Below are 19,126 nucleotides of genomic sequence, written 5' to 3'. Positions count from 1 at the left end.
CTGGCCCTGAGCCTCGTCTCCGCCTTCACCGCCCACCATGTCGGCGCGCGGTCCGCGGTGACTGCGGCGGCGCCGCCGGTGCAACGGGAAACGATCGCCCTGCTGCTCCTGATCGCCACCCGCCTGAGGTGCAGCCGCCTGCGCGGGCGCTCCGGTGATGAACGACGGCAAGCGCTCGACGTCGTCACCCTGCGCGCCATTGGCTTGCTGCTGCGGCCGACGATTGTCGTGATAGGGCTGACGATCCTGACGGTCGTGACGCTCCTGCCGATCATGGCGCGGCTGCCGGTTGTCATGACGCGGCTGGAAATCGCGCTGGTACGGCTGATCGCGCTGTTCGCGCGGCTGTTGCTGCTGATAGGGCTGGGCCGGCGAGTGCGGCTCGTAGTTCGGCTGCGAATCGTCGTCGCCGTCCAAGCTGTCCTCGTTCGATTCGCGCTGCTGGAACGGCTGATTTTGCCGAAACTGTTCCTGCGCCGCGGCGATCAGGCGGAAGTAATGTTCGGCGTGCTGATAGTAATTCTCGGCCGCCACCGGATCGCCGGAGGCCGTCGCATCACGCGCAAGCTGGATGTACTTTTCGGCGATGTGATTCGCGGTACCGCGGATTTTCACATCAGGCCCGTTGGATTCGTAAACCCGTGTCAGCGGATTGTGGTTCTTACCGCCGCCGCCGCCGCCGCGGTTACGACCGCGCATCCGATGCTTGTTCTGACCGTTTCTCATGGCTTGCCTGTTGACAACTCCTGATGGCGCGGCCCGCGCCGCGTTTTCCGGATCACTCGAACCCAATTCATTCCGACGTAACGATCTTCATCGCGCCACAACAATCCGGCTCCGCTCCGTCCGCGACGGAACGTGTCCCTTGGACCGCTGACGATCGGACCGTTATCGTTTCGGACCCTTGTCCGATAACCTCTCAACCCCCGGCGCAAATCGCGCCGCCTCTTAAGCCGATTCCGCCCGGTGGCGCGATGACCGTATTGTCATCGTTATCGGCCTGATGCTGCCCGGCAGCACCTGATCAATTCGACAGAATTGTTGTTCGTTCGGCCTTAATGTTGTCGCTCGACCTGTTGTGTCGATCTATGCCCGTTCGGCTACATACCCACGATGCTGATTGGTGCCGCCTTCGCGGGAGCCAGTTCGGGGAAGCCCTCTTCCCTCGGGAACTGTACCCGGGCCTCGATTGGCGGCCAGCACCAGGGCCGATATTTATAGTCAAGCTAGTCTGTCTCCCGCGATAATCCAAGCGTTATTTTTGCGGGGCGAAATGCGGTCGGGGAATGGCAAAAGTGCCGATTTTCAACCGCTTATGAGCCTCTCGGGCGGGCAACCACGGCCCGGGCTACTCCCCCTAGATCGGGTCTGAGGGAGGCGACTTCAAGCCACCCGCCGGCGGTGAAAATGGCCTCCACATCGGCCGCCTGACCGATTCCGATTTCAACGATCAGGACGCCGCCGCTGTTCAGCAACAGTGGAACCCGCCCTGCGATCGCACGATAGGCGTCAAGTCCGTCACTGCCGCCGTCGAGCGCGCGACGCGGATCGAAGTCGCGGACCTCGCGATCGAGCGCATCGATGTCGCGCGTCGGAATGTAGGGCGGGTTGGAGACGACGACGTCGAAGGTCTCGTTGAGATCGTCCGAAAAGTCGGCGAGACGGAATTGTGCGCGTGCCGCAAGTCCGACTGCCTGTGCGTTGCTTCGCGCGGTGTCGATGGCCAGCGGATCGATGTCGGTGCCGAGGCCCGTTGCGTTCGGCCATTCGTGCAGCAGCGCAAGCAGGATCGCGCCTGTGCCGGTGCCGAGATCGGCGACGCGCAACGGTTCGTGCTTTCGCGCAGGTCCGATTGCGGCGAGGGCCGCTTCGACAATCGTCTCGGTGTCGGGCCGCGGCACCAGCGTTGCCGCCGACAACGCCAGCGGCAAACCCCAGAACTCTTTCACCCCGATGATGCGTGCCACCGGCTCGCCTTGCATCCGTCGCGTTGCGAGCCGGGTGATTGCGTCGCGCTCTGCGTCGCTCAATGCGCGCGCACCCGCCGAGGTGAGGCCGGTGTGATCGAGCGACAGCGCATGCCCGATGATGAGCCGCGCATCGAGCGCAGCGCTGTCGATGCCGGCGCCCGCAAATTGCGATGCCAATACACGCCGCGCGGTCGCGATGTCCTTTGCCGCCGAAAGGTCCGGCGCGCTCATGCCGCGTCGTTCTGTGCCGCGAGCAGCGCCGCCTGGTTCTCCGCCACCAGCGCGTCGATGATCTCGCCCAGCGCTTCGCCCTCGATGATTTCCGGCAGCTTGTAGAGCGTGAGGTTGATGCGGTGATCGGTGACGCGGCCTTGCGGGAAATTGTAGGTGCGGATGCGCTCCGACCGGTCGCCGGAGCCGACCTGCACCTTGCGGTCGGCGGCGCGCGCACTGTCGAGCTTCTCGCGCTCGGCGTCGTAGAGTTTGGTCCGCAGCAGCGCCATCGCCTTCGCCTTGTTCTTGTGCTGCGAGCGATCCTCCTGCACGGCGACAACGATGCCGGACGGGATATGCGTGATGCGGATCGCGGACTCGGTCTTGTTGACGTGCTGCCCGCCGGCGCCCTGCGCGCGCATCGTGTCGATCTTCAGATCATCGTCGCGGATGTTGATGTCCACGTCCTCGGCCTGCGGCAGGACGGCGACGGTCGCGGCCGAGGTGTGAATGCGGCCCGACGCTTCGGTTTCCGGCACGCGTTGCACCCGATGCACGCCGGATTCGTATTTCAGCTTGGCGAAAACGCCGCGGCCGGTGATGTCGGCGATGATTTCCTTGTAGCCGCCGACTGCTCCTTCACTTGCCGATACGATATCGACCTTCCAGCCCTGCTTTGCGGCGTAGCGTTCGTACATCCGGAACAGGACGCCGGCGAACAGCGAAGCCTCGTCGCCGCCGGTGCCGGCACGGATTTCGATGACGACGCTGCGTTCGTCCATCGCATCCTTGGGCAGCAATTCGATCTGGATCTGCTTTTCCAGCTTTTCGATCCGTTCGCGCAACTCGTGGCGCTCGGCATCTGCGATCGCGCGCATCTCCGAATCCGTGCCCGGATCCTCGATCATCGATTCGATGTCGCGCAGTTCGGAATCCACCGCCCGGTAGGCCTTGATCGCTTCGACGACAGGACCGAGGTCGGACAATTCGCGCGACAGCTTGACGAAGTCGTCCGGCGAAATCTGGCCGGACAGCCGGGCTTCGATTTCGGCGTGGCGTGCGATCAGGGCGTCGAGTTTGATTTGCGGCAGCATGGACTTCTCATGGCGCTTCCAGGCGAAGTGGATACCGCTTCGCAGCGGAAACGCATCAACTCTAAAGTTGCAGATTTTCTGACGCCGCGAATTGCTCGATGCGCTGGCGCAGCGTCATGCCGGTTACGGAGTGATCGAGCAACGGCCCGATCGCGGCCAGCGCCTTTTCGGCGTCGAGTTCGAGCAGCATGGACTTCACCGGGCCGACCGCCGAGGGCGTGAGCGACAGCGAGCGGTAGCCGAGTGCGACCAGCACCAGCGCGCCGATCGGCTTGGAGGCGAGTTCGCCACACAGCGTCACCGGCTTCTTGTGCTCGCGGCCCTTGCGCGCGATCAGCCGCAGCGCGCGCGCGACCGGTGCCGATATCGGGTCGTAGCGCTCGGCGACACGCGAATTGCCGCGATCGGCCGCGAACAAGAACTGGCACAGATCGTTGGAGCCGACCGACAGGAAATCCACCTGCGGCAGAAGATCGTCGAGCTGGAACAGCAGCGACGGGACTTCGACCATCACACCGATATCGACGCGCTCCGGCAGCGTGTGACCATGTCGGCGCAGATAGGTCAGTTCGTGTTCGACCATGTCCTTGCCCTGGTCGAACTCGGACACGTCGGCGACCATCGGGAACATGATACGCAGCGCCTTGCCGGACGCGGCGCGCAACAGGGCGCGGATCTGGCTGCGCATCAGGCCGGGGCGGTCGAGCCCGAGCCGGATCGCGCGCCAGCCCATGGCCGGATTCTCCTCCTCGAAGGCGCTCATATAGGGCAGCACCTTGTCGCCGCCGATATCGAGGGTGCGGAACGTCACCGGCTTGTCGCCGGCCGCTTCCAGCACGGAGCGGTACAGCGCAAGCTGCTCGCCGATCCGCGGAAAGTTGGTCGCGACCATGAATTGCAGCTCGGTGCGGAACAGCCCGATGCCGGCCGCACCGGTTTCCTCGATATGCGGCAGATCGACAAGAAGGCCGGCGTTCAGATGCAGCGCGATCTCGTGGCCATCTTTGGTCACGCAGGGCTTGCTGCGCAGTGCCTGATACTGCGCCTGCTTGCGCGCGCGCAGCCGCACGCGTTCCACATATGCGGCTTCAATATCCGCCGGCGGGCGCAGATAGACATCGCCGGAAATGCCATCGACGATGACCGGATCGCCGGCCTCGACGAGCCCCGAGGCATTCTCGACCTCACCCACGGCAGGAATGCCGAGCGCGCGCGCGACGATGGCGATATGCGACGTCGGCCCGCCTTCTTCCAGGATGAGGCCGCGCAGGCGCTTGCGGTCGTAATCGAGCAATGCCGCCGGACCCATCATGCGTGCGACGATGACGGCATTGTCGGGCAACTGGTCACGATGCGGCGCGTGCTCCACGCCCATCAGCTGGCGCATCAGCCGGTTCGCGAGATCGTCGAGATCGTGCAGCCGTTCGCGCAGATAGGGATCTGTGGCGCGCAGCATGCGGGCGCGCGTATCGGACTGCACGCGCTCGACGCCGGCCTCGGCGGTAAGGCCTGTCCGGATCGCCTCGCGCATGCGCTGCAGCCAGCCGCGATCATGCGCGAACATGCGATAGGTTTCGAGAATGTCCTTGTGCTCGCCGGCCTCGGCAATCTCGCCGCGCTCCAGCATGACATCGACGTCCGAGCGCATTGCTGCGATCGCGTCATCGAGCCGCTTGAGTTCGCCGGGAACATCGTCGGCGACGAAATTCTTGATGACCACGCGCGGCTCATGCAGCACGGCATGGCCGAGCGCGATGCCGTCGGCCAGCACCGTGCCGGAGAGGTGCCGTCGCGGATGCACTGCGGGTTCGGCGCCGGGCTTTGCGAGCGACGCGAGTTCGCCCGACGCGATCATCTCCGCGAGCACCATCGCGGTGGTCTGCAGCGCCTCTTCTTCCTCTTCGGAATAGTTCCGGTGAGCGCGGTTTTGCACCACGAGCACGCCGAGCGTGTTGCCGGCCCGCAGGATCGGCACGCCGAGGAAGGAGTGGTAGATTTCTTCGCCGGTCTCAGGACGATAGGAGAAGGCCGGATGCGATTGCGCGTCCGACAGGTTGATGGGATTGGCCTGACTGGCGACCAGACCGACGAGACCTTCGTCGATCCGCATCACGGTCTGGTGGACGGCTTCGCGATTGAGGCCCTCGGTGGCGTACAGCTCAAGGGTGCCGTCCACGCGCAAGACGTAGACGGAGCACACCTCCGCAACCATGTTGGCGGCGATCAGCACGACAATCCTGTCGAGCCGGTCCTGCGCGCTGACCGGTTCCGCCATCACCTCGCGGAGCCGGCGCAACAGCACGCGCGGGCCGCCCATTGCGCCTCGCATGGGTCGATGTCCTTGGTTCTCGAAAGGTCATAGCGGGTGCGGCGCGCCAGCCGCAAGGGAGGCGTGCGAACGCGGCCGGAACGCAGCCTGGAAGCCGCTCATTCCCTGCAGGGGCGGCAATCCAGGGCCGAATCAGGCATTCGCGGAGGGGAGCGGCGCTTCTATTTCGCGGATTTTTCGAAAAATCTGGCGAGCGCGGAAATGTCGGTCCTGGCGCCGGAATTGTCGTCCGCCAGCCGCTGATAGTGGGCCGCAATCGCCTCGTACATCTCGCGCGAGGGGCCGCCGCCGGTGAAGTGGGCGATCTCCTCCATCTCGGCGACCCAGCGGTACGCCTTGCCGAACATGTCCGGCACGCTGCGCTGGAAATAGGAGAGGAGGTTCGGCTGGCTGGCCGCGAGCTCGGCATGGAGCGCTTCGGCGACGCCGGCGCGCTCGGCTGCAAGCAGCATGGCCGAGCCGACCGCAGTCAGCCCCTTGGTGATGCCGCCATAGCTCATTTTCAGCGCCGAAGCGGCGCCGACCCCGCCATCGACCCGCCGGAACACCAGGCCGAAATCGTCCAGCCGTTCCAGCGGCGCGGCGTCGGCGCCGGAATAATAAAAGACCGGGCCGCCATAACCCGCGCGCGGCGGCCCGCCGATGATCCCGGCATCGGCGAAAGGCGTACCGGTCGTCTCGATCGCGGCGGCGATCTCGCGCACCGTATCCGGGCTCACCGCATTGCAGTCGGCATAGAGCGGCTTTCGGTTCGCGGCAGTCAGCGCAGGGGCAAGCCGCTGCGCGAGCGGCAGCGCGTCGCCGGGCGGCACGATCGACAGGATGAAGTCCGCCGCCGCGATCTCCGCATCGCTCGCATCGATCATGCCGGCAGCTTTCGCGCGTGCAACGCTCGCTTCGCTGCGGCCCTTGAGCGAGGTGAGGACGCGCACGCCATTCGCGGTCAGCCGCGCGGCGCAGGCTGCACCCATGCCACCCTGCGCAATGATGACGACGGTGGGGTTGCCGGACATTGCGTTCACTCCTGTGGCCCCATTTTCTCGATCAACGCTGCAAGCTCTGCGCGCTCGTCCGGCGCAAGATCGGTGAGCGGCGCGCGTACCCTGCCGCCAGGACGGCCGACAATATCGGCGCCTGCCTTCACGATGCTGACGGCATAACCCGGCTGCTTCTTCCGGATGCAGACATATGGTTCGAGAAAGTCCGCGGTCAACCGCTGTACCGTCGCGCTGTCGCCGTCATGCACGGCGCGATGAAACGCAATCGCGGTGCGCGGCACGAAATTGAAGATCGCGGACGAGTAGGTCGCCATGCCGAGTGCGTGGAACTCGACGGCATAGGCTTCCGCGGTCGGCATCCCGTTCAGCATCAGAATGCGGTCGCTAAGGAGGTCGCGGATCGCCTTGATGGTCTCGATATCGCCGATGCCGTCCTTGAACGCGATCAGGTTCGGGCAATCCTCCGCGAGTCCCGCGAGCGTCTCCACCTGCAAACGGCAGGTGCCGCGATTGTACACGATCACGGGCAGGCGCGTTGACCGGCACACCGCCTTGATGTGTGCGCGCAGCCCGTCCTGCGGCCCTTCAACGAGATACGGCGGCAACAGCAGGATCCCGTCCGCGCCGATCTTCTCGGTCTTCTGCGCATATGTGATTGCGGTTGCCGTGCCATAGCCAGCCGCGCCGATTACCGGGATCTTGCCGCGCGCTGTCTGCACTGCGACCCGGAGCACGTTGGCGTATTCTTCCGCGGTCAGCGAAAAGAATTCGCCAGCGCCGCCCGCCGAAAACATCGCGGCCGCGGGATAGCGCATCAACCATTCGATCCGTGCTGCGGAGCTGCGCGAGTCGAAAACGCCATGTGCGTCGAAATCGGTGAGCGGGAAAGACAAAAGGCCGCGCGATAGCGCGCGTTTCAGGTCGTCCGGCGTCATGCCGCTGGCCCAAACATTTCGCTGCCCATCATCGCCCACCGCTCGTCGTGACAGCCATTTGTCGCATAGAATGCGTCTTTACATAACAAAGCAAATTTTGATCGGGAGGGTAACATGCATCGCTTTGCCGTCCGCGCCGGTCTGCTCGGCCTGTGTGCCGTCGCAGCGTCTACATTTGCACACGCGCAGACCTATCCGTCGAAACCGATCCGCATGCTGGTCGGGTTTCCGGCTGGCGGGCCAAGCGATGTGCCGGCGCGCATCATCGGACAGCAATTGCAGACGGCGCTCGGGCAGCCGGTCGTGGTCGAGAACAAGACCGGCGCGGCCGGCATGATCGCCTTGAACGAAATGCTGGCGCAGCCGCGCGACGGGCACACGCTGCTGCTGTGCTCCTACATCGATCCGACCAATGTGCATCTGTACAAGAAGGCGGCCTACAAGATCGACGATCTCGCGCCGGTCTCAATGATCACCAGGGCGTATTACGCCATCGTGGTGCCGGCGGACTCCGCGGCAAACACGATCAAGGATTTCATCACGCTCGCCAAAGCCAGGCCCGGCGCGTTGAACTACGGCAAGGTAGGATCGGGTTCGGTTACGGAAATCATTCCGCGTCAGCTCGAGAAGGACGCCGATATCAAGATGACCGGTGTCACTTTCCGCGGCACGGGCCCTGCGCTGCAGGAAGTGGTGGCCGGCCGCATCGACTTCGCCGTGTCGCCGCTGTCGCTCGCCATCCCGCTGTTCAACGAGAAGAAGGTCAAGATCATCGCGATGACCAGCCCCGAGCGGCTTCCGGTCGCGCCGAATGTGCCGACGCTGAAGGAAGGCGGCGTCGACATCGTGAATTATGGCTGGTGGGGCGTATGCGCTGCTGCCGGCACGCCCCGGCCGGTTCTCGACGCGCTGAACAAGCATGTCGGCGCGGCGGTCGCGTCCGATCAGTTCAGGACGACGATGGAGAAGACCGGCGTGATCCCGGAAGCGAGCTCGGTCGATGCCTTCGGGAAGCTGATCGTGGATACGGCAGCGGATGCCAGCAGGACGATCAAGGGTCTCGGGATCGAGCAGCTGGATCAATAGGCAGCGCTACGGAGGCGCTCCCGGCCTGCTCTTCACTTGTCCCGGCAAAAGCGGGGATACGTCGCGGCGCTAGCTCCAGCCCCCGCCTTCGCGCGGGGGCAAGGGATCAGGCCTTGTCCAGCCCGTAGAGCGAATGCAGCGTGCGCACCGCAAGCTCGGTATAGGCGGCATCGATCAGCACCGAGAACTTGATCTCGGACGTCGTGATCGCGCGGATGTTGATGTTGCGTTCGGCCAGTGCCTTGAACGCGCGGGCCGCGACACCGGCATGGCTGCGCATGCCGATCCCGATCACCGAAACCTTCGCCACATCGGTTGCGCCATCGACGCGCTGGAAGCCGATCGCCTCCTTCGCCTTCTGGATCACGGCCATCGAACGCTCGTAATCGGCAGCCGGGACGGTGAAGGTGAGGTCGGTGGTCTTGCCGTCGGCGGAGACGTTCTGGACGATCATGTCCACGTTGACGCTGGAATCGGCGAGCGGGCCGAAGATCGCGGCGGCGATGCCCGGCTTGTCTTCGACATTGCGGATCGAAATCTGCGCTTCGTCCTTCGAGAACGCGATCCCGGTGACGACCTGTTGCTCCACGATATCCTCCTCGTCGCAGATCAGCGTGCCCGGAGGCATGCCGTGCGGATCGATGTCTTCGGGCTTGTCGAAGCTCGAGCGCACGAAGATCTTCACCTTGTGCACCATGCCGAGTTCGACCGAGCGAACCTGCAGAACCTTGGCGCCAAGCGAGGCCAGTTCCAGCATCTCCTCGAACGCCACCTTCTCAAGACGCCGCGCCTTCGGCACCACGCGCGGGTCGGTGGTGTAGACGCCGTCCACGTCGGTGTAGATGTCGCAGCGATCGGCCTCGATGGCGGCCGCGATCGCGACCGCCGACGTATCTGAGCCGCCGCGGCCGAGCGTGGTGATGCGGCCTGTCTCCTTGTGGATGCCCTGGAAGCCGGCGATCACCGCGACTTCCTTGCGCTCGCGGAAGCGCTTCACGAGCTCCGAGCCATTCAGGTCCGTGATGCGGGCCGAGCCATGCGCGTTCGAGGTGTACATCGGCAATTGCCAGCCCTGCCAGGACCGCGCGCTGATCCCCATGTTCTGCAGAACGATGGCAAGAAGGCCGGCCGTGACATTCTCGCCGGAGGAGACGATCGCGTCGTATTCGCGCGCGTCGTGCATCGGCGAGGCGTCCTTGCACCAGGCCACGAGTTCGTTGGTCTTGCCGGCCATGGCAGACACGACGACCGCCACATCGTGGCCGGCCTTGTATTCGCGCTGCACATGGCGCGCGACGTTGCGGATGCGGTCGATATCGGCGACCGACGTTCCGCCGAATTTCAGCACAAGACGTGACATGAAAGGATCGGCGCCCCGAATGGAAAAGTTAACGCGCGGCGGCTGGGGCGGACGCCCGGCGCGGGCGCAGTCATAGCGACGCGGTGCCGCTCCTGCAAGGCACCGGAGTCAGCGAAAATTGATATCGTCTGCGCCCGGTAGGCGGCTAGAAGGACTTCGTCCGAATCCCGGTGCCGTTTGGCGCGGGGCGTCGCGGCCGCCGGAACGACGGGTGAGGGAATGCCGAAGCGGGGTGAGACCACGATAGACCGGGCCGAGGTCGAGCAGTTTTCGAAGCTCGGCGCGCTGTGGTGGGACGAGCGTGGCCCGATGGCCATGCTGCACAAATTCAACCCTGTCCGGCTGAGCTATATCCGCGACCAGGTCTCGGCCCATTTCGGCAGGAATCCGCGGCAGATCGGCTGTCTGTCGGGATTGCGCATCCTCGATATCGGCTGCGGCGGCGGCATCCTGTCGGAACCGCTGGCGCGGCTCGGCGCCACCGTGGTGGGGGCCGACCCCTCGGAGAAGAATATCGAGGTCGCCCGCCGGCACGCGGCGCAGGTCGATCTGATCATCGACTATCGCGCGGTGACGGCGGAGGAGCTTGCCGACAGGAAAGAGACGTTCGACGTTGTCCTGGCGATGGAGGTGGTCGAGCACGTCGCCGACGTTGAGCTGTTCGTGAGCCGCTGCGCCGAGATGGTGGGCCCGAACGGCATGATGATCGCGGCAACCCTCAACCGCACCATGAAGAGCTTCGCGCTCGCGATTGTCGGTGCGGAATACGTGCTGCGCTGGCTGCCGCGCGGCACCCATCGCTGGGACAAGTTCGTCACGCCGGCCGAACTGGAATCCGCGATGCAGGGGGCCGGGCTCAAGGTGGTGGACGAGCGCGGGGTGGTCTATCGCGTGATGGGCGACCGTTGGGAGCTCTCGAGCGATATGGACGTGAACTACATGCTCACCGCTGCGCGCGGGGCATAAGAGCCAGACGGGCGGGCCTGCAGAAAACCTATGCTCCTCTCCCGAGGCTGTGCGATGATGTATCGTCCATCGCTGAGGAGCCGGCCATGATCGTTGAACTTGTGACTTTCACCTTCCCGAACGGACATGACCGCGCGAGCGAGCTCGAAGCCGTGCGCAGCGTGGTGGACAAATGGGCCGCGAACCCGGACCTCGTGCGCAAGCATTTCCTCTGGGGCCTGGGCGACGACGCCGGGACCGGCGCCGGGTTCTACATCTGGCCGTCGATCGAGGCGGCCAGGCGCGCGCATAGCGATGAATGGCGCGAGGCGGTGAAGAAGCGCACCGGCGGTTATCCGACGATCCGCTATTTCGACCTGATGACACTCGTCGACAACGAGCGCGGCGTCATCACCGAATGGGATGCGAGCGGCAAAGCGCTGCAGCGCGAGACGGTGTGACAATTCGCCATGACGCCTGCGGAAGTTTTCTCCAGCCTGGCCTGATCTTGCATGCCTGATACCGGCTGGTTGTGGATCGTCTTCACGCTGCTGGCGGCCGCCGGGCAGACCATCCGGAACGCAATGCAGCGCGAGCTGACCGCGACGCTCGGTACCGCCGGCGCGACGCATGTGCGCTTTCTATTCGGTTTTCCGTTTGCTGTTCTGTTCCTCTGCGGTTTGATGCTGGTCACAGGAGCGTCGCTACCGTCGCCGCCGCCGTTGTTCTGGCTGTGGGTGCTGCTCGGTATGGGCGCGCAGGCGCTCGCAACGGCGCTGATGCTGATGGCGATGGGCGAACGTTCGTTCGTGGTCACCATTGCCTATATCAAAACCGAGCCGGTCCAGGTTGCGTTGTTCGGTCTGATCTTCCTCGGCGACAAGCTCACGATCGGCATGATTGCTGCGATCGTCATTGCGACTGCGGGCGTGATCGTGATGTCGCTTAAGCCGGGCGGGGCTGCGAACGATAGCTGGCGTCCGACATTTCTCGGCCTGGCATCGGGTGCAGCCTTTGCGCTTTCGGCCGTAGGCTATCGCGGCGGCATCCTGAGCCTCGGTCTGTCGGACTATGTGATGGCGGCGACCTTCACGCTAACGGTCGGCCTGCTGATGCAGGCAGTGATGCTGACGAGCTATCTGATGCTGCGCAAGCCAGAGGTCATGCGCGGGATCATCAAGGCGTGGCGGCCGTCGCTGTTCGCGGGCTTCATGGGCGCAACTGCATCGCAATTCTGGTTTCTAGCGTTCGCACTTGCGACAGCGGCCAGCGTGCGCACGCTGGCTCTCGTCGAGGTTCTGTTTGCGCAGGCGATCTCGAGCTTTGTGTTCGGGCACAAGACGACAATGCGCGAAGGGCTCGGGATAGTGTTGATCGTGATCGGTGTTGTGCTGCTGATCTGGGTGCATTGACCGGGAGCGAGCGACGGACCGGAAAGCAAAAAAAAGCCCCCGCTCATGGCGAGCGAGGGCTTTTGAAAATCGCTGGCTGTACGATCAGCGCGCCAGCGTAACCGGTGCCAGGCCTGCGAAGCCGAGCGCACGCGCTGCGGCAGGCGACAGGTCGATCACGCGACCACGCACGAACGGCCCACGATCGTTGATTCTGACCGTCACGGTGCGGCCGTTCTTCTTGTTGGTGACGCGAACGTGGCTGCCGAACGGCAGCGTCTTGTGAGCGGCTGTCATTGCGCCCGGATTCATGCGTTCACCGCTGGCGGTCTTCCGGCCGGCATAACCATCGCCATTGCCATAAACCGATGCAATTCCAGATTCAGCTTGAGCGCCCCCCGCGAAGGAAAGACAAACTGCAAACGCCAATGCGTAGGCTCGTGCCTGCATCCAAAAAGTCCCTTGTTGTTGGAGAATGGCGCGCGCTTGCCGGTCGAATGCGACCACGATGTGGCAAGGTTGAAAATGCGTTAGCTGGAAAAATCAGCGTCGTGCTCAACCGCCGATCTGCAATTTTGTTGTGCCAGCAGCCAGAACTTGTCGTCTGGCGCGGAAAATGTCCCGGCTGTCCGGTGATGGCGCATCAGCTGTTCAGATTCGAGGCAGAGCGCAGGCGCAGAGCCTTCACCTCATGTGACAAAGCTGAGTCAAAGTTGAACGATTGCGGGGCGACTTTTCGCCGCTCGCTCGCTGCGATCGTCTGCGTCGGTTCCGGCCCGCGATCCGATGGGGCGTAGACGGATTGCGGTATCCGTTCTTGTGGCGGGCAGGTCAGTTTCTCTCGTCGGGCAAAATCGGCAGCGGATGGAATTCGATGCCTTCGTCGAGCAGTTCCTTGGCGTCCTGTGGCGTAGCTTCGCCATAGATCGAGCGATGTTCGATCTCGCCGTAGTGCATCTTGCGCGCGACCTCGGGGAATTTCTTGCCGACATTGTCGGCATTCCTGATGAGGTGGTCGCGCAATTCCTTCAGCTTGGCACGGAATTCCCGCTCCTGCGGCGAGATCATCGCGACCTGTTCGGGCGCCGGCGCGGCCGCTACATCCGGAGCCGCAACCGGAGCTTCGACAGGCGCAGGCGCGCTGCGCTTCCTGGCGCCGCGGCCAAGCGCCGGCGCCATGATGGCCTTCTCGACCTTTTTCGAATCGCAGGTCGGGCACGTCACAAGCCCGCGCTTGCGCTGCTTGTCGTAGTCGGAAGAGTCGCTGAACCAGACTTCAAAAGTGTGCTTCCGCTCGCAGACGAGCGCGTACTTAATCATGTTGCATCACCAACAACATGCAGATGGGCCGGTTCCGCCATCGGCTCGATTATGTCGAAGCGGCGGCCATGCTGCAGCGACGGCACCTTGGCGCGCGCCGCCGTTACTTGAGCAGGATCGATCTCCACTATCAGAACGCCTGGTTCGGTGCCGTGTTCTCCAATAATGCGGCCCCACGGATCGACGGCGAGCGAATGGCCGAATGTCGAACGGCCATTCTCGTGCGTGCCACCCTGAGCGGCCGCGAGCACGAACGAGCCATTCTCGATCGCGCGAGCGCGGATCAGCGTGTGCCAATGCGCCTCGCCGGTCTGGCGCGTGAAGGCTGCGGGAATCGTCAGGACGGTCGCGCCGGCTTCCGCGAGTGCGCGATAGAGCGCGGGGAAACGCAGGTCATAGCAGATGGTAAGGCCGAACCGCGCCCAGGGGAGGTCGACCACCACGGCGCATTCGCCCGGACGAAAATTGTTGGACTCACGATAGCTTTCGCCACCTGCGAGGTCGACGTCGAACATATGGATCTTGTCGTAGCGCGCGACGATCTCACCGCGCGGATCGATCATGAAAGCGCGGTTCGCCGCCTTCTCGGGCGAGACCTTGATCGCGAGCGACCCGACATGCAGATGGATCTTGTGCGCGCGCGCCAATTCCTGGAACGCCGCGAGGCAGACATCCTTCTCCTCTTCGGCGATCGCGCCGAACAGTGTCTCGCGCGACAGCTCCATGATGTTGGTCATCTCGGGCGTCTGCACGTACTGCGCGCCGGCAGCGGCGGCTTCGCGGATCAGCGCGCTGGCTTCATCAAGATTGACTTGCGGCGAACGCCTGGACCGCATCTGAACGAGTCCGGCGCGGAACGTCCCATCCGATTTGCTCATGCCGCGGGTCCGGGCTGCGCCAGAAGCGGGTCGAGCTTGCCGGCGTCATCGAGCGCGTAGATGTCATCGCAGCCGCCGACATGGACGTCGCCGATGAAGATCTGCGGCACGGTGGTCCGGCCGTTCGCACGCGTCGTCATCTCGGCGCGCAGCGCCGAATTGCCGCCGACGTCGATTTCCTTGTAGGGGACGCCTTTCCTGGTGAGCAACTCCTTCGCCCAGGCGCAATAGGGACAGAAGGCGGTGGTATAGATGTCGACGGGTGGCATGGGATTTCGCTTTGTCGAATCCACTATATGGGCGTCCGCACGCTGTCGACAACCCGCGCGAAAATCAGCACATCCACCTGCCGGGCGCCGGCCCGCAGCAGCGCGCGGGCGCAGGCGTCCACCGTGGCGCCGGAGGTTAGAACGTCATCAACCAGGAGCACGTGCCGGCGCATGATGCCGGCTTTGCCGGATGGCTCGACCCGGAAGGCGCCCTGGACGTTCGCTGCGCGTTCACTCTTCGAAAGGCCGACCTGCTGCGGTGTCGCTTTCACCCGCTTCAGTGCAGAGACCTCCAGAGGTAAACCGCGCGGGTCGGCCAGCAGCTTTGCAAGGGTCGCCGACTGGTTGAACCGCCGCGCCCACATCCGCCGCCAGTGGAGGGGAACCGGCACGACCACTTCGGCATCGGCCAATAGTTCAGAGCCGGCCCGCGCCATCCAGCCGGCCATAATCGGTGCGAGGTCGAGCCTGTCGCCATATTTCAGGGCGTGGACCATGGTGCGCGCGACGTCGTCGTAGCGTACTGCGGCTCGCGCGCGGGCATAGGCCGGCGGATCGGCAATCGCCTGCATCGAGTAGATGCCGGGGCCCGGGTCATAGGTGAACGGGATGCCGAGCTTTTCGCAGAAGGGCCGGTCGATCGGCGACAGCTTAGACCAGCAGGCCGCGCACAGCCCGGCTCCGTCGCCCACCGGGTCGCGGCAGGAGGGGCAGAGCGGCGGCAGCCCCACATCGAGGATCAGCTTGAACGGAATCCGCAACGCCGCCGCAATTTGCGACAGGCGCGCGGATACGCGTTGGTCTATAGCGGTCCCGGACATGCGCTTGGGCCCCACCTCGAAAACCAGCCTAGCGCCGTCAGGAGAGCCGTGAAAGTGGCAGGACCGCCCCGGATATTCGATCGCGACCTGCAGCGACGCCGCCGTCTGCGCGCTCTGCGCGGGGAGCCGGTGGATTTCCTGCTCGAACACGTCTCGCAGGAACTGGTCGAGCGGCTGCTCGTGGTGCAGCGCTCGTTCCGTCTCGCCGCCGATGTCGGGACACCGGGCAGTGCATTGCGACACATGATGCGATCGAAAGGCCTGGCCGCGGATGTGATCGCGGTTGATCCGCTGGCCTATCGCGCACAGGGGACGGAGGCGCTGCGTGTCGCCGCCGACGAAGAGGCGTTGCCGTTTGCGGACGGCTCGCTCGATCTCGTCGTCTCCGCGCTGGCGCTGCAATCGGTCAACGATCTGCCGGGCGCGCTCGCGCAGATCCGGCGGGCGTTGAAGCCGGATGGTCTTTTCCTGGCTGCTCTCCTCGGTGGCGATACGCTGACGGAGCTGCGCCAGTCCTTTGCGGCGGCAGAAGCCGAGATGGACGGCGGAGTGTCGCCGCGTGTCGCGCCATTTGCCGATTTGCGCGACCTCGGCGCGCTGCTGCAGCGTGCCGGCTTTGCGCTGCCGGTCGTGGATGCCGACCGCGTGACCGTGCGCTATGCGACGGCTTTCGATCTGATGCGCGACCTGCGCGGTATGGGCGGGACCAACACGCTGAGCGAGCGCCGCCGCGTGCCGTTGAAGCGAGCGACGCTTCTGCGCATGGCGCAAATCTATGCCGAGCGCTTCAGCGATCCGGATGGACGATTGCGTGCGAGCTTTGAGATCGTCTGGCTGTCGGGCTGGGCGCCGCACGAGAGCCAGCAGCAGCCGCTGCGGCCAGGATCGGCGAAGGCGCGTCTGGCCGACGCGCTGAAAGTGATCGAACTCCCCGCGGGAGACAAGGCAGGCAGTTGATGCGGTCTCAGGTCGGCCACGCCGACTGAACGCTCTGGAACAGACCGACAACCGTGACGCCGAGCGAATTGACTGCGGCAACGATCGCGACCGCGATGCCGGCGGCGATCATCGCATATTCGATTGCTGTCGCGCCGCGCTCATCGCGCAGGAAGTGGCGGAAGGTCCGGACGTAAATCTCTTGCGTTCCCATCGACGTTCCTCTCTCGCAATCACAACAGGGAAGTCAGGTGAGGGATGAGTGGTTCATCCGCCGGGGGCATCGGATAGTCCCGGAGCTTGTTCGGTCTGACCCAGGCGAGACGGACGTGGTGCTGTGCTGTCACCTGACCCTCCCAGCGCCGGCAGACATAGAGTGGCATCAGGAGATGAAAGTCGGGGTAGCTGTGGCTCGCAAAGGTCAGGGGCGCGAGACAGGCTTCCCTGACGACAATTCCCAGTTCCTCCTGCAATTCCCGTATCAGCGTTTGTTCCGGCGTTTCGCCCGCTTCCACCTTGCCGCCTGGAAATTCCCAGAGGCCCGCCATCGCCTTGCCCTGCGGCCGCTCCGCAATCAGCACGCGGCCATCGGCATCGATAAGGGCGCAGGCTACGACAATGAGGAGTCTGGTGCTCACAACCGTCGTTCACTCTAAAAAACGCGGCGTTAACGGCCGCTTAAAATTTGTGTCAGGATTGCGAGTACCGATTACGAGCGGTAATCGCCGTTGATTGCGACATATTCCTTGGTCAGATCGCAGGTCAGAACACGGTCGCGGCCCTTGCCGAGGCCCAGCGCGACCTTGAGTTCAATCTCGGGCTGCTTCATCGTCTCGGAGACTTTGGCCTCGTCATAGGACGGATCGCGCGCCCCCTTGGTCGCAACACGAATACCGTTGAACCAGATCGACAGCTTGTCGCGATCCGCCGGCTCGCCGGCCTTGCCGACCGCCATCACGACGCGGCCCCAATTGGCGTCCTCGCCGGCGATCGCCGTTTTCACCAGCGGCGAGTTGGCGATCGACATCGCGATCCGGCGCGCGGACTTGTCCGAGGCTGCACCCTCAACCTTGATCTCGACCAGCTTGCGCGCACCTTCGCCATCGCGCGCGACCTGCTCGGAGAGATTGGCCAGCACCTCCTGGAACGCCTTGCGGAAGCCCTTCAGGCGCGGATCGCTGGCGCGCGCGATCTTCGGCGCGCCTCGGGCGGCCGCCGCTCCGGTCGCGAATGCGAGCAGCGTGTCGGAGGTTGAGGTGTCGCCGTCGATCGTGACGGCGTTGAAGGTGCTGGCGACGCCCTCGCTCAGCAGCTTCTGCAGTGCCGCGGCCGCGATGGGTGCATCCGTGAAGATGAAGGACAGCATCGTCGCCATGTCGGGCGCGATCATGCCGGCGCCCTTGGCGATGCCGTTGATCGTCACTGTGGTCTTGCCGATGCGGGCCTGCGCGGTCGCGACCTTCGGAAAGGTATCGGTGGTCATGATCGCCTTCGCTGCGTCGAGGAAGCGACCCGGCGCGGCGTCCTCCACCAGCGTCTGCATCACGCCGTCGAACTTGGTCGCATCCAGCGGCTCGCCGATCACGCCGGTCGAGGCGAGGAATACGTCATTCATGCCGCAGCCATTGGCCTGCGCCGCGAGCCTCGCGGTGAGCTGCGTCGCGGCACGTCCGGACTTGCCGGTGAAGGCGTTCGCGTTGCCGGAATTCACCACCAGCGCGCGTGCGGTCCCACCCTTCAATCGTGCGCGGCACCATTCGACTGGCGCCGATGGGCATTTTGAGCGCGTGAAAACGCCGGCGACAGTCGTGCCCTCGTCGAAAGCCGCGAACAAAACGTCGGTCCGGTTCTTATAGCGGATGCCGGCCTGCGCGGTTGCGATGCGGACGCCATCGATCGACGGCATGTCTGGAACGTTGGTGGGAGCGAGCGGGGAAACGGCGCTGGACATTCTGGGCCTCGTTGCCCGGCGGCATGCGGGCTGGCCCACGTCATAGCGGGAGAGATGACAAAAATAAAACGGGACGCTTTCGCGTCCCGTTTCGAATTCGAACCCGCGGCTGGCGGATTACTTCTTTGCCGGCGCCTTGGTGTCAGGCTTTGCAGCCGGGGCCGGATCGGCGGGCTTCTCGCCGACCTTCTCGATCTTGGCGTCGGCGCGCAGCTTCTGGATCAGATCGGCCTGCGCCTTGCGCTGAACGTAGCTCTCGATCTGCTCCTTGACCTGATCGAAGGTCGGGGGCTGCTTCGTGCGCTTGTCGTCGACGCGGATCACGTGCCAGCCGAACTGCGACTTCACCGGATCGGAGATCTGGCCCTTGTCGAGCTTGAAGGCGGCTTCGGCGAATTCCGGCACCATCTGGTCCTTGGTGAAGAAGCCAAGGTCGCCGCCGGTGTCCTTCGAGCCGGGATCTTTCGACTTTTCCTTGGCGATTGCAGCGAAGTCTCCGCCCTTCTTCAGGTCGGCGGCGACGGTCTTCGCCTCGTCTTCCGACTCGACGAGAATGTGGCGTGCGCTCACTTCCTGCTCGTTGCCGACGTCCTTGATGGCATCGGCATAGACTTTTTTCATCGCATCGTC

The 19,126-nt window shown here is 64.3% G+C and carries 21 protein-coding genes; 5 read left to right on the top strand and 16 right to left on the bottom strand.

Features of this window, described 5'->3' with window-relative positions; all coding sequences use genetic code 11:
- From VNZ93_RS12880 to kdgD, 6 genes are all read right to left on the bottom strand, one after another.
- Positions 1-699, bottom strand: a 699-nt coding sequence (locus VNZ93_RS12880) for a DUF4167 domain-containing protein (protein WP_325705367.1), incomplete at its 3' end; no start/stop codon positions are given.
- Between the two features lie 614 nt (positions 700-1,313).
- The gene (gene prmC, locus VNZ93_RS12875) at positions 1,314-2,201 is read right to left on the bottom strand and encodes a peptide chain release factor N(5)-glutamine methyltransferase (RefSeq protein WP_325705364.1); all 888 of its coding nucleotides are present in this window, start codon (positions 2,199-2,201) and stop codon (positions 1,314-1,316) included.
- The gene (gene prfA, locus VNZ93_RS12870; protein ID WP_325705361.1) at positions 2,198-3,277 is read right to left on the bottom strand and encodes a peptide chain release factor 1; all 1,080 of its coding nucleotides are present in this window, start codon (positions 3,275-3,277) and stop codon (positions 2,198-2,200) included. The genes prmC and prfA overlap by 4 nt, the downstream gene beginning before the upstream one ends.
- A 61-nt stretch (positions 3,278-3,338) precedes the next feature.
- The gene (gene ptsP / locus VNZ93_RS12865; RefSeq protein WP_325705358.1) at positions 3,339-5,606 is read right to left on the bottom strand and encodes a phosphoenolpyruvate--protein phosphotransferase; all 2,268 of its coding nucleotides are present in this window, start codon (positions 5,604-5,606) and stop codon (positions 3,339-3,341) included.
- 161 nt (positions 5,607-5,767) lie between these two features.
- The gene (locus VNZ93_RS12860; RefSeq protein ID WP_325705355.1) at positions 5,768-6,619 is read right to left on the bottom strand and encodes an NAD(P)-dependent oxidoreductase; all 852 of its coding nucleotides are present in this window, start codon (positions 6,617-6,619) and stop codon (positions 5,768-5,770) included.
- Between the two features lie 5 nt (positions 6,620-6,624).
- A complete protein-coding gene (gene kdgD / locus VNZ93_RS12855) occupies positions 6,625-7,539 on the bottom strand; it encodes a 5-dehydro-4-deoxyglucarate dehydratase (RefSeq protein WP_325705352.1) in 915 nt (304 codons plus the stop codon).
- 114 nt (positions 7,540-7,653) lie between these two features.
- On the opposite strand from kdgD, the gene VNZ93_RS12850 reads away from it, so the two are divergent.
- Complete coding sequence (locus VNZ93_RS12850; protein ID WP_325705349.1) at positions 7,654-8,625, top strand: tripartite tricarboxylate transporter substrate binding protein; 972 nt, start codon at positions 7,654-7,656, stop codon at positions 8,623-8,625.
- Positions 8,626-8,731: 106 nt separating this feature from the next.
- Here the strand turns inward: VNZ93_RS12850 and VNZ93_RS12845 are convergent, their stop codons facing one another.
- The gene (locus VNZ93_RS12845; RefSeq protein ID WP_325705346.1) at positions 8,732-9,985 is read right to left on the bottom strand and encodes an aspartate kinase; all 1,254 of its coding nucleotides are present in this window, start codon (positions 9,983-9,985) and stop codon (positions 8,732-8,734) included.
- Positions 9,986-10,204: 219 nt separating this feature from the next.
- Here VNZ93_RS12845 and ubiG point away from each other — a divergent pair, with 219 nt between their 5' ends.
- The 3 genes from ubiG (at position 10,205) to VNZ93_RS12830 (ending at position 12,342) form a co-directional block, all read left to right on the top strand.
- The gene (gene ubiG / locus VNZ93_RS12840) at positions 10,205-10,951 is read left to right on the top strand and encodes a bifunctional 2-polyprenyl-6-hydroxyphenol methylase/3-demethylubiquinol 3-O-methyltransferase UbiG (RefSeq protein ID WP_325705344.1); all 747 of its coding nucleotides are present in this window, start codon (positions 10,205-10,207) and stop codon (positions 10,949-10,951) included.
- Between the two features lie 86 nt (positions 10,952-11,037).
- Positions 11,038-11,391 carry a hypothetical protein gene (locus VNZ93_RS12835; RefSeq protein WP_325705342.1) on the top strand — a complete coding sequence of 118 codons (354 nt, stop codon included), beginning with the start codon at positions 11,038-11,040 and terminating at the stop codon, positions 11,389-11,391.
- Between the two features lie 51 nt (positions 11,392-11,442).
- Positions 11,443-12,342, top strand: coding sequence for a DMT family transporter (locus tag VNZ93_RS12830; RefSeq protein ID WP_325705340.1), 900 nt, complete (start codon positions 11,443-11,445; stop codon positions 12,340-12,342).
- 84 nt (positions 12,343-12,426) lie between these two features.
- Here VNZ93_RS12830 and VNZ93_RS12825 read toward each other — a convergent pair whose 3' ends face one another.
- The 5 genes from VNZ93_RS12825 to VNZ93_RS12805 all read right to left on the bottom strand — a co-directional run bounded on the left by VNZ93_RS12825 (position 12,427) and on the right by VNZ93_RS12805 (position 15,609).
- Positions 12,427-12,771, bottom strand: coding sequence for a septal ring lytic transglycosylase RlpA family protein (locus VNZ93_RS12825; RefSeq protein WP_325705370.1), 345 nt, complete (start codon positions 12,769-12,771; stop codon positions 12,427-12,429).
- Between the two features lie 381 nt (positions 12,772-13,152).
- On the bottom strand, positions 13,153-13,641 hold the full coding sequence (locus VNZ93_RS12820; RefSeq protein ID WP_325705338.1) for a DUF1178 family protein: 489 nt from the start codon (positions 13,639-13,641) through the stop codon (positions 13,153-13,155).
- The gene (locus tag VNZ93_RS12815) at positions 13,638-14,519 is read right to left on the bottom strand and encodes a carbon-nitrogen hydrolase family protein (protein ID WP_325705337.1); all 882 of its coding nucleotides are present in this window, start codon (positions 14,517-14,519) and stop codon (positions 13,638-13,640) included. Before VNZ93_RS12815 ends, VNZ93_RS12820 begins: the two co-directional genes overlap by 4 nt.
- Positions 14,516-14,788 (bottom strand): glutaredoxin 3, encoded by a 273-nt coding sequence (gene grxC / locus VNZ93_RS12810; RefSeq protein ID WP_325705334.1) that lies wholly within the window; start codon positions 14,786-14,788, stop codon positions 14,516-14,518. The genes VNZ93_RS12815 and grxC overlap by 4 nt, the downstream gene beginning before the upstream one ends.
- Positions 14,789-14,811: 23 nt before the next feature.
- Positions 14,812-15,609: a ComF family protein gene (locus tag VNZ93_RS12805; RefSeq protein WP_414710064.1), complete on the bottom strand. Its 798-nt coding sequence runs from the start codon at positions 15,607-15,609 to the stop codon at positions 14,812-14,814.
- Between the two features lie 48 nt (positions 15,610-15,657).
- Here VNZ93_RS12805 and VNZ93_RS12800 point away from each other — a divergent pair, with 48 nt between their 5' ends.
- On the top strand, positions 15,658-16,566 hold the full coding sequence (locus tag VNZ93_RS12800) for a methyltransferase domain-containing protein (protein ID WP_414710063.1): 909 nt from the start codon (positions 15,658-15,660) through the stop codon (positions 16,564-16,566).
- Positions 16,567-16,573: 7 nt separating this feature from the next.
- Here the strand turns inward: VNZ93_RS12800 and VNZ93_RS12795 are convergent, their stop codons facing one another.
- The 4 genes from VNZ93_RS12795 to VNZ93_RS12780 form a co-directional block, all read right to left on the bottom strand.
- Positions 16,574-16,759, bottom strand: a complete 186-nt coding sequence (locus tag VNZ93_RS12795; protein WP_325705325.1) for a Flp family type IVb pilin — start codon at positions 16,757-16,759, stop codon at positions 16,574-16,576.
- Positions 16,760-16,778: 19 nt separating this feature from the next.
- Positions 16,779-17,183: an 8-oxo-dGTP diphosphatase MutT gene (mutT, locus tag VNZ93_RS12790; protein ID WP_325705322.1), complete on the bottom strand. Its 405-nt coding sequence runs from the start codon at positions 17,181-17,183 to the stop codon at positions 16,779-16,781.
- A 71-nt stretch (positions 17,184-17,254) separates the two neighbouring features.
- On the bottom strand, positions 17,255-18,496 hold the full coding sequence (gene argJ / locus VNZ93_RS12785; protein WP_325705319.1) for a bifunctional glutamate N-acetyltransferase/amino-acid acetyltransferase ArgJ: 1,242 nt from the start codon (positions 18,494-18,496) through the stop codon (positions 17,255-17,257).
- A 117-nt stretch (positions 18,497-18,613) separates the two neighbouring features.
- Positions 18,614-19,126 (bottom strand): peptidylprolyl isomerase (locus VNZ93_RS12780; protein WP_325705317.1); only part of this gene is annotated, 513 nt, incomplete at its 5' end.

This window comes from Pseudorhodoplanes sp. (assembly GCF_035565795.1).
Classification (GTDB): domain Bacteria; phylum Pseudomonadota; class Alphaproteobacteria; order Rhizobiales; family Xanthobacteraceae; genus Pseudorhodoplanes.
Note: the sequence above shows the minus strand (reverse complement) of the source record. Positions and strands in the feature narration are given on the sequence as shown.